The organism is Deinococcus fonticola, from assembly GCF_004634215.1.
Taxonomy (GTDB): domain Bacteria; phylum Deinococcota; class Deinococci; order Deinococcales; family Deinococcaceae; genus Deinococcus; species Deinococcus fonticola.
Genome location: NZ_SMMH01000097.1, coordinates 1 through 1,123, shown reverse-complemented (window position 1 = coordinate 1,123; position 1,123 = coordinate 1). Strand labels below are relative to the sequence as shown.

The window sequence follows — 1,123 nt, the reverse complement described above, 5'->3', positions numbered from 1 at the left end:
GAACCTGAAAGGCAATCAGCGTTGCGGCCTGGGGGATGGGCATTAAACTGTAGTCGGGATGAGGCGTCAACACCTTCATCCCTTTGCCATTCTGGACACGAAATGTCAACCCCTAATCGCCGTCGATCATTTTCGACATTTCGGTTCCGGCTGCATCAATCTTGGCACTCAGTTGTCCAGAAAAACGGGAATTGGAGGCGGTGTAGGTGGTTTGCCAAGAGGTAATGATGGCACTGTGCGCTTTTGGAACGAGGCTGAGCATAATCATCACTCCAACCGCCTGCACTATTGTTGCTCGCATCTCCTTATAGTTATTACGGCCTAAGCCCTTGTAAAGCTGAAAGAAGAATCCTGCGACGGCAATTGCATAGGCCAGTTTCTTGACTGAGCCGTACAAGCCAGAGGAACGCAAGTTAGCGCCCAAGTCATTGACCATTTCAATAGGGTTGCCCATAAAAATCTGAGTGAAAGTGTCATAGGTTTCGGCGTATGAAACGCTGAACAGTGTTAGGAGAAAGAATGCAATAACAAAACGCATCTGTTTCATCATTCTCCCACTGGCTCCAATTTAATATCGGCCTTGAGAATGGACGACATATTGGAATAAGCGGATTTAATATCACGCTGGAATTCTGCCGCCTGAGCATTGTTCTCAGCCACCATCTGTTCAACTTCAGCCTTAAACTCTTCCTCGTTACGTGCAATCTCCTGCTCTTTCGATTGACGTTCCAGCATCAGTTGAGTGTTGGTCATCACTTGCTGTTGTGCCAGTTCACTTAACTGGTTCAGCAAGGCGACAGACATGGTGGCATCCTGTTTCATGGCCTCGCCCGTAATCTGTACGAGCACTTCACTGACTTCTCGTGCGCTCACGGCTGAAGCGGCGTCCTTGCTGTACTTGTCTACGAGACCTTCTTTGGTGGGTGTCCCGATGACATTGGTGGCCGCATTCATGGCCTGAGCCGTATTGGATTCAAGAGCCTTCTTCGCTTCATCCGGTAATGCTCCAGGGATTCCTTCCAAAAATCGCCTGACCGATAGGAGGGTCAGGCAAACTGGAGGAACTCTATGGGAAAGCAGCGCAAAACTTGGGCATCTGGGGTCAAGGAAGAAATCGTCCTGG

At 49.4% G+C, this 1,123-nt stretch carries 2 protein-coding genes; both read right to left on the bottom strand.

What is annotated here, in order from left to right:
* Positions 1-112: 112 nt before the first annotated feature.
* The gene (locus E5Z01_RS19190) at positions 113-550 is read right to left on the bottom strand and encodes a hypothetical protein (protein WP_135230839.1); all 438 of its coding nucleotides are present in this window, start codon (positions 548-550) and stop codon (positions 113-115) included.
* A partial coding sequence (locus E5Z01_RS19185) for a hypothetical protein (protein WP_205750520.1) occupies positions 547-1,123 on the bottom strand: 577 nt, incomplete at its 5' end. The genes E5Z01_RS19190 and E5Z01_RS19185, both read right to left, overlap by 4 nt.

Bases quoted from the DNA above. Each gene is read 5' to 3' on its own strand.
- E5Z01_RS19190 (WP_135230839.1), bottom strand. From the start codon at position 550: ATGATGAAACAGATGCGTTTTGTTATTGCATTCTTTCTCCTAACACTG.